This is a genomic window from Intrasporangium sp., from assembly GCF_036566125.1.
Classification (GTDB): Bacteria; Actinomycetota; Actinomycetes; order Actinomycetales; family Dermatophilaceae; genus Intrasporangium.
In genome coordinates this window covers 1-8,467 of sequence record NZ_DATCWX010000066.1, presented here as the reverse complement: position 1 = coordinate 8,467, position 8,467 = coordinate 1, and the positions used below count along the sequence as shown (strand labels likewise).

At 69.9% G+C, this 8,467-nt stretch carries 5 protein-coding genes and 1 pseudogene; 4 read left to right on the top strand and 2 right to left on the bottom strand.

The window, feature by feature from the left end; all coding sequences use genetic code 11:
* From VIR15_RS03895 to treZ, 4 genes are all read left to right on the top strand, one after another.
* On the top strand, positions 1-374 hold a 374-nt coding region (locus tag VIR15_RS03895; protein ID WP_331926160.1), incomplete at its 5' end, for an SIP domain-containing protein.
* Positions 375-448: 74 nt separating this feature from the next.
* Positions 449-2,593 carry a glycogen debranching protein GlgX gene (gene glgX, locus VIR15_RS03890; RefSeq protein WP_331926159.1) on the top strand — a complete coding sequence of 715 codons (2,145 nt, stop codon included), beginning with the start codon at positions 449-451 and terminating at the stop codon, positions 2,591-2,593.
* Entirely contained in the window at positions 2,590-5,031 is a 2,442-nt protein-coding gene (treY, locus tag VIR15_RS03885) for a malto-oligosyltrehalose synthase (RefSeq protein ID WP_331926158.1), read from the top strand. The genes glgX and treY overlap by 4 nt, the downstream gene beginning before the upstream one ends.
* Positions 5,028-6,812, top strand: coding sequence for a malto-oligosyltrehalose trehalohydrolase (treZ, locus tag VIR15_RS03880; RefSeq protein ID WP_331926157.1), 1,785 nt, complete (start codon positions 5,028-5,030; stop codon positions 6,810-6,812). Before treY ends, treZ begins: the two co-directional genes overlap by 4 nt.
* 199 nt (positions 6,813-7,011) lie before the next feature.
* Here the strand turns inward: treZ and VIR15_RS03875 are convergent, their stop codons facing one another.
* Positions 7,012-7,968: an acyl-CoA thioesterase gene (locus VIR15_RS03875; RefSeq protein ID WP_331926156.1), complete on the bottom strand. Its 957-nt coding sequence runs from the start codon at positions 7,966-7,968 to the stop codon at positions 7,012-7,014.
* Between the two features lie 60 nt (positions 7,969-8,028).
* Positions 8,029-8,467 (bottom strand): annotated as a pseudogene (locus VIR15_RS03870) (recombinase RecQ); the annotation flags it as partial.

Here is an 8,467-nt window from a genome sequence, read left to right as displayed (position 1 = left end):
GGGGCAGCCGGCCCCGCGGCACCGCGACGATCGAAACCGTTCGTCGGCACTGGCGTCTGGACGCTGCCGCGCCGGTCGAGGAGCCGGCCCGTTCCGACTCCGGCGACACCACCGACAGCGATGACACCGACCACACGGAGGTCTGGGAGACGAGCCTCTTCAGCTCCTCGGGCGAGACGGTGGCGGTCAGCCCGGCCGAGGCGGCCGCGTCCGCCGAGGCGGACACAGCCGGCCCCGATGAGACCTACGCGTGGGTCGCGGGCGACTCGGACACGGTCAAGGCGATTCGACGCATCCTCGTCGGGGAGGTCGGCATGGCACGCCACCACGTCGCGTTCATGGGGTACTGGAAGGTCGGCACCGCCCATCTGTAGCGGGGCTGGGAGCCAGCCCAGCGGCATACGGCAGAATGGCTGGCGCCGCCCGACCCGAAGACGAGAGAAGGTCCATGGAGATCTGGCCCGGACAGGCCTACCCGCTCGGGGCGACCTATGACGGGACGGGCGTGAACTTCGCCGTGTTCTCCGAGGTGGCCGACCGGATCGAGCTCTGCCTCGTCGACGGTGAGGGGGACGACCTCTCCGAGACGCGCATCGACCTGCCCGAGGTCGACGGTTTCGTCTGGCACGGGTACGTCCCATACCTGCAGCCCGGACAGCGCTACGGCTTCCGGGTCCACGGCCCCTACGACCCGGCCCGTGGTCACCGGTGCAACCCGACCAAGCTGCTCCTCGACCCCTACGCCAAGGCGATCGAGGGACAGGCCGACAACGACCAGGCGCTCTTCTCCTACACCTTCGGCGACCCCGACGCGGCGTCCACGAGGCGGATCAACACCGACGACAGCCTCCGGCACACGATGCTCTCGGTCGTCACCAACCCGTTCTTCGACTGGTCCAACGACCGACCGCCGCGGCACGAGTACCACGACACCGTGATCTACGAGGCCCACGTGAAGGGCCTGACCAGGCTGCACCCCGACATCCCCGAGGGGATCCGCGGCACCTACGCCGGCGTCGCCCACCCCGCCACCATCGCGCATCTCAAGGGACTCGGGGTGACCGCGATCGAGCTCATGCCCGTCCACCAGTTCGTCCAGGACTCGCACCTGCTCGACCGGGGCCTGTCGAACTACTGGGGCTACAACACGATCGGCTTCCTCGCGCCGCACAACGGCTACGCGGCCGGCGGGCAGCGTGGTCAGCAGGTGCTCGAGTTCAAGGGGATGGTCAAGGCGCTCCACGAGGCCGACATCGAGGTGATCCTCGACGTCGTCTACAACCACACCGCCGAGGGCAACCACCTCGGGCCGACGCTCGCCTTCCGCGGCCTCGACAACAACAGCTACTACCGCCTCGTCAGCGACGACCTCGCCCACTACTACGACACGACGGGGACGGGCAACTCCCTCCTCATGCGCCACCCGCATGTGCTGCAGCTCATCATGGACTCGCTGCGCTACTGGGTGACCGAGATGCACGTCGACGGCTTCCGCTTCGACCTCGCCGCGACGCTCGCGCGCCAGTTCCACGAGGTCGACAAGTTGTCCGCGTTCTTCGACCTCATCCAGCAGGACCCCGTCGTCAGCCAGGTCAAGCTCATCGCGGAGCCGTGGGACGTCGGCGAGGGCGGCTACCAGGTCGGCGGCTTCCCGCCGCTGTGGACGGAGTGGAACGGCAAGTACCGGGACACGGTCCGCGACTACTGGCGTGGTGCGGGAGGCGCCCTTGCCGCGTTCGCGTCACGGTTCACCGGGTCGAGCGACCTCTACGAGCACACCGGCCGCAAACCGATCGCGTCGGTCAACTTCGTCACCTGTCATGACGGCTTCACGCTGCGCGACCTCGTCTCCTACAACGAGAAGCACAACGAGGCCAACGGGGAGGGCGGCGTCGACGGAGAGAGCCACAACCGATCCTGGAACTGCGGCGTCGAGGGGCCGACGACGGATCCGGAGGTCGTGGAGCTGCGGGCGCGGCAGCAGCGGAACTTCCTCGCCACGCTCCTCCTCTCGCAGGGCGTGCCGATGATCAGCCATGGCGACGAGCTGGGCCGCACCCAGCTCGGCAACAACAACGGCTACTGCCAGGACAACGAGATCACGTGGGTCGACTGGGACCTGCTGGAGGACGAGCAGCGGCTGCTGGCCTTCACCCAGTCGATCATCCGGCTGCGGAGGGAGAACCCGGTCTTCCGGCGTCGCCGGTTCTTCGCCGGCAGTCCCGACCACGGCGGCGAGAGCGACCTCGGCGACATCGCCTGGTTCACGCCGAGCGGCGATCACATGGACGAGCCGGCCTGGCACGATGCCATGGCGAAGTCGATCATGGTGTTCCTCAACGGCTCGGCGATCCCCGAGCCCGACAAGCGGGGCGAGCGGACGCTCGGCGACTCGTTCCTCGTCATGTTCAACGCGCACGACCAGCCGATCACGTTCACCCTGCCCGACGAGGAGTACGGGCGCCTGTGGATCCCCGAGGTGGACACGGCCGCCCGCGAGATCGATGCCGAGGAGTTCGAGCCCGGCTGGCAGATCCAGGTGGACGCCCGGAGCGTCGTCGTCCTGCGCAGCCCGCAGGGGGCCGACGCGTGAGCGCGGGCCGCCGCATCCTCTCGACCTACCGGCTCCAGCTCGGTCCGGAGCTTACCTTCGACGATGCGGCGGCGCAGGCGGGGCACCTGGCTCGCCTCGGCGTGTCCCACCTCTACCTGTCCCCGATCCTCCAGGCCACGGCCGGGTCGACGCACGGCTACGACGTCGTCGACCACTCGCGGCTCGACGAGGGCCTGGGCGGGGAGGCCGGCTTCCGCCGTCTCGCGAGCGCCGCCCACGAGGCGGGACTCGGCCTCGTCGTCGACGTCGTGCCCAACCACATGACGACCCCCGTGCCGGTGTCGCTGAGCGAGCCGCTGTGGTCCGTGCTCCGCGAGGGTCGGGCATCGCCCTACGCGCACTGGTTCGACATCGACTGGGACGCCCTCGAGGGGAAGGTGCTCTGGCCCGTGCTCGGGTCGTCCCTGGCGGAGACGCTCGCAGCGGGTGAGCTCACCCTCGACCGGGTGGGGGGTGAGGACGTGGTGCGTTATTTCGACCACGTCCTTCCGCTGTCGCCGGGGTCAGACGCAGCCCGTATGCCGCTGGGCTCGCTCCTCGCGCACCAGCACTACCGCTTGGCCTCCTGGCGAGACGCCGCCACGGAGCTGAACTACCGACGCTTCTTCGACGTGACCTCCCTCATCGGGGTACGCGTGGAGGACCCGTCGGTCTTTGAGGCGACGCACCGGATTTTGGTCGACGCCGTGCTATCCGGCGACGTCGATGGCCTGCGTATCGACCACCCCGATGGACTCGCCGACCCGCGCGGCTATCTGGACCAGCTGGCGGCAGCGACGGGTGGTGGCTGGACCGTGGTCGAGAAGATCCTCGAGGGGGAGGAACGGCTCCCCGACGACTGGGCCTGCGCCGGGACGACGGGCTACGACACGCTCCTGCGCGTGGGCGGCCTGTTCGTCGACCCCGGCGGGGCCGAGCCGCTCGCGGCTCTGTCGGAGGAGCTGCTCGGGGAGCCGCAGGACCTCGCGTCGATGACCCGGGAGGCGAAGCGCCACGTCGTGGAGCGCGTGTTGCCCGCGGAGATCCACCGACTGATGCGGCTCGTCGACCGTGCCCTGCCGTGGTTGGACCAGGGCGCAGTGCGGCGGGCCATCGAGGCGCTGCTGATGGGCATGGACCGCTACCGCGTCTACGTCAGGCCGGATGAGCCGGTCCAGCCGGACGACGCGGAGGTGGTCAGGACTGCTGCGGCGCATGGGCTGGCCGACTCCCGGAACTCCGTCGACCGCGACGTGCTTGCTGCGGTCATCGACCTCGCTCTCGGACAGGCCGCCGACGTCGCGGACCCGGCGGCGCAACGTGACTTCGTCGTCCGGTTCCAGCAGACGTGTGGCCCGGTCATGGCGAAGGCGGTGGAGGACACCGTCTTCTACCGCTACGTGCGGCTCGTCGGCCTCAACGAGGTCGGTGGCGATCCCGGTCGGTTCGGCGTCGCGGTCCCCGAGTTCCACGCCTTCGCCGAGCGGATCGCCACCGACTGGCCGCTGACGATGACGACTTTGTCGACGCATGACACGAAACGGTCTGAGGACGTCCGGGCCCGCCTGGCCGTGCTGTCCGGGCGCCCGGCGGAGTGGTCCGCCTGGGTCCGCAAGGCGTGCGGCATGGCCGCGGCTCACCGCGACGAGCTTGTCGATCCCCTCACCGAGTACTTCCTCTGGCAGACGGTGGTCGGGGCCTGGCCGATCAGTCCGGAGCGACTCGTCGGCTATGCGACCAAGGCGGTGCGTGAGGCGAAGCTGCACACTGCGTGGGTCGACGGTGACGCGCACTACGAAGCGGCCGTGGCCCGGTTCTGCAGGGGCATCGCGACCGACGCCGACGTCGCCCAGCATGTCGAGGCCTGGCTCACAGACAGTGCGCCTGCGATTCGCGCAAACACCTTGGGCCAGAAGGTGATCCAGCTGCTCATGCCAGGAGTCCCGGATCTCTACCAAGGGTCCGACCTTGTCGACCTGTCGCTCGTCGACCCGGACAACCGCCGGCCAGTCGACTACCAGGAGCGGGCTCGGCGCCTCGAGCGGCTCGATGCCGGTGAGCCGCCCCGAGACGTGGCCGACGAGAAGCTCCTGGTCACTGCGACGGCGCTGCGGATCCGGCGTGCGCGGCCCGAGGTCTTCGTCGGGGCCCAGGCGGGCTATGCGCCGATCGCCACCTCGATTGAGGACGCGGTGGGCTTCCGGCGCGGACCCGGGGGCCCGGACGACGTGCTCGTCCTGGCCACGCGCGATGCGGGACGACTCGCGAGCCGCGGTGGGTGGAGTGAGGCGGTCGTCACGCTCCCATCGGGCTCGTGGCGGAACCTGTTGTCCGACAATGTTGTTGCCGGTGGTGCGGCGATGCTCCGGGACGTCGTGCCGCTCGATGGCCTGCCCGTGGCCATCCTCGTGCGCGACGACGTGAGGAGGACGCGATGATCTCGCCGGTCAGGGTGTGGGCGCCCGACGCTCAGGTCGTCGAGTGCGTGGTCGAGGGAGACCGTCACGCGATGTCCGCAGAAGAGGGCGGCTGGTGGTCGTGGACGCCGGCCTGCGACGGCCCCATCGACTACCTCTTCGCGGTCGACGCCCGCGACCCCGTCCCGGACCCACGCAGTCCCTGGCTCCCGCACGGAGTTCACGGCCCGACCCGGACCTTCGACGCGGGCGCCTTCGCGTGGAGCGACGGGGACTGGCGGGGCGCACGCGGCGGCGAGGGAACTCTCGGTGCGGTGTTCTACGAACTGCATGTCGGCACCTTCACCCGTGCCGGCACCTTCGCCGGCGCCGCCGCGGGTCTCGACCACCTCGTCGAGCTCGGTGTCGACGTCGTGGAGGTCATGCCGGTCGCCGCCTTCGGCGGTCCCCACGGCTGGGGCTACGACGGGGTGCAGCCGTACGCCGTCCACCAGCCCTACGGAGGCCCGGAAGCCTTCCAGGAGTTCGTCGACGCGTGCCATTCCCGGGGTCTGGCAGTGTGCCTTGACGTCGTCTACAACCATGTCGGTCCGGTCGGCAACTACCTGCAGGCGTTCGGGCCGTACTTCACCGACCGCCACTCCACGCCCTGGGGGCCCGCGCTCAACTTCGACGGACCGGGCAGCGACCAGGTGCGTCGCTGGGTCATCGACAACGCGCTGCGGTGGTTCCGCGACTTCCACGTCGACGCCCTTCGACTCGATGCCGTCCATGCGCTCCACGACGACTCGCCCCGCCACATCCTCGCCGAGCTGAGCGACGAGACGGCCAGCGTGTCCGCTCAGCTCGGCCGCCCCCTAGAGCTCATCGCGGAGAGCGACCTCAACGACCCCGTCATGGTGAGGCCGACCGCACAGGGCGGACGAGGCATGACGGCCCAGTGGGACGACGACATCCACCATGCCCTGCATGTCGCCCTGACCCGGGAGCGGCAGGGGTACTACGCCGACTTCGCCGGAGGCACCGAGGCCTGGCCCGAGGGAACCCCACTGCGGATCCTGGCCAAGACGCTCACCGACGCGTTCCTCCATGACGGGCGGATGTCGACGTTCCGGGGGAAGGCTTGGGGGGCTCCGGTCGATCAGAAGACCACGTCTGGTCACCGGTTCGTCGCCTACCTGCAGAATCACGACCAGATCGGCAACCGCGCCCTGGGCGACCGGATCAACGAGACGGTCTCTCCCGGCCAGCAGGCGATCGGGGCCGCGCTCTATCTGCTCTCGCCGTACACCCCCATGGTGTTCATGGGCGAGGAGTGGCGCGCGAGCACGCCCTTCCAGTTCTTCACGTCGTTCGACGACCAGTGGCTCGCCGATGCGGTGCGCAAGGGTCGGCGCGAGGAGTTCGCGGCCCACGGGTGGACCGCGGAGGACCTCCCCGACCCACAGGATCCCGCCACGCGGAGCGCGAGCGTCCTCGACTGGACCCAGATCACGAAGCCGGGGCACACCGAGATGCTCGACTTCTATCAGGAGCTGATCAAGACCCGCCGAGGCGAGCCGGACGCCCGGTCGGGGGACCTGCGCGCGACCGAGGTGGACGTCGACGAGGCGGACGGTTGGCTCATCATGCACCGGGGCCACGTCCACGTCGTCTGCAACTTCCGGCCAAGGTCACAGGTCGTGCCCCTCAAGGGACTCATGGTCGATCGGGTCCTCGTGTCGTGGGGCCGGGCTCCCGTGGTCGATGAGTCGGGCGTCTGGCTCGACGGCCACGACGTCGCCGTCCTCCGAACCCGCTGACGATCGAAAGAACAGCTTTCGGGGTCTTTGGCCCAAGTCCAATCGAAAGAACAGCTTTCGGGCCGGGAACTGCTCAACGGGAACGCGACTCGCCACGATCGACCGAACTCCGTCAACGTTGCGCCGGGTTTGCCCGCAGAAGCTGTTCTTTCGATCGGCGGGTGGGCCCAGAAGCTGTTCTTTCGATCGGGGCTGGGGGTCAGGCGTCCTTGACGCGGACCATGCCCTCCTGCGCCGTCGTCGCGACCAGCTGGCCCTCCTGGAACATCTCACCGATTCCGAGCCCACGGCCGTTGGAGGCGGACGGCGACTCCTGGACGTAGAGGAACCACCGGTCCGCAGAGACGGGGCGATGGAACCACATCGAGTGGTCGAGGCTGGCCACCCGGAGGCGTGGGTCGCCCCAGAGCAGACCATGTCTGCGCAGCACCGGGTCGAGCAGGGAGTAGTCGCTCGCGTAGGCGAGGACGGCGGCATGGATGAGCGGGTCGTCGGGCAGCTCTGCCAACGCCCGCATCCACACCTGCTGCTCGGCCACGGCGTCGGGCGACGGCGCGAGGAAGGTGGCCTCCTCGACCGGACGCTGCTCGATCGGGCGCTGATGGGCGACATGCTGGGCGGCCGGGTGGTCGATGCGACCGAGCAGGTCGGCGAGCGAGCGCAGCCCCTCGGGACCGGGCAGCTCGGGCATCGTGAGCTGGTGCTCGAGACCGGGCGCGTGCGCCTGGAACGACCCGGTGAACGACATGATCGGCGCGTCGTTCTGGATCGCGTGGACGCGCCGGGTCGAGAACGACCTCCCGTCCCGCATCTCCTCGACCGCGAACCGGATCGGCTGTGTGTCGTCCCCGGGCCGCATGAAGTAGCCGTGGAGCGAGTGGATCGGCCGCGGCCCCTCCCGCTCCTCGACTGCCTTGAGCGTCAGGCCGGCTGCCATGACGCACTGGGCCAGCACCTGACCGCCGAACACGCGCTCGTGCGGCATCCGCTGGCTGCGGCCCTCGAACACCCGCGCCTCAGTCGCGCCGATCGACGACGCGGCACTCTGGCCGGCGATCCCCGTCACGGAGATGTGCGCCGTGCCGAGCTCCCGCAGCGTCAGCACGTCGATGAGGTCCTCGATGGGCGAGAGCGTCGGGGTGAGGTCGTCGGTCACAGCGTCGACCCTAGTGCCCGCTGCCGGACTGGCAGGGCACCGGCAGCATCCCTGCTGCGGTCATGCCTCGAGCGCGAGCACGAGGGGCAGGACGGCGGGCGCACCCGCTTGGCGCAGCAGCGCCCCGGACACCGTCAGCGTCCACCGCGAGTCGGCGACGTCGTCGACGAGGAGCAAAGGACCGGGTATGCCGCTGAGCCGGCTACGCAGGTCGTCGCCGAGCCCCAGCCGTCCCCACGTGTTGGCGAGGCGAAAGGCGCTGTTCCCGCCCGGCTCTCCCACGGGTCCGCCGTCGACCAGGTCGAGGGCGCCGAGGTAGGGGAGCCGCCCGAGCTCACCGATGCCCGCGGCGAGGGACGACACGAGCTGAGGTCGGCGGCGGGAGGGCACCGACGCGACGGCGACCGGCCGCTCGGCCCAGTCCCAGGTCCGCAGCACGTCCACGACCGCGCGCAGCACCTCTGGCGGAACCGGCCGGTCGGCTCCCTCGCCGGCCGTG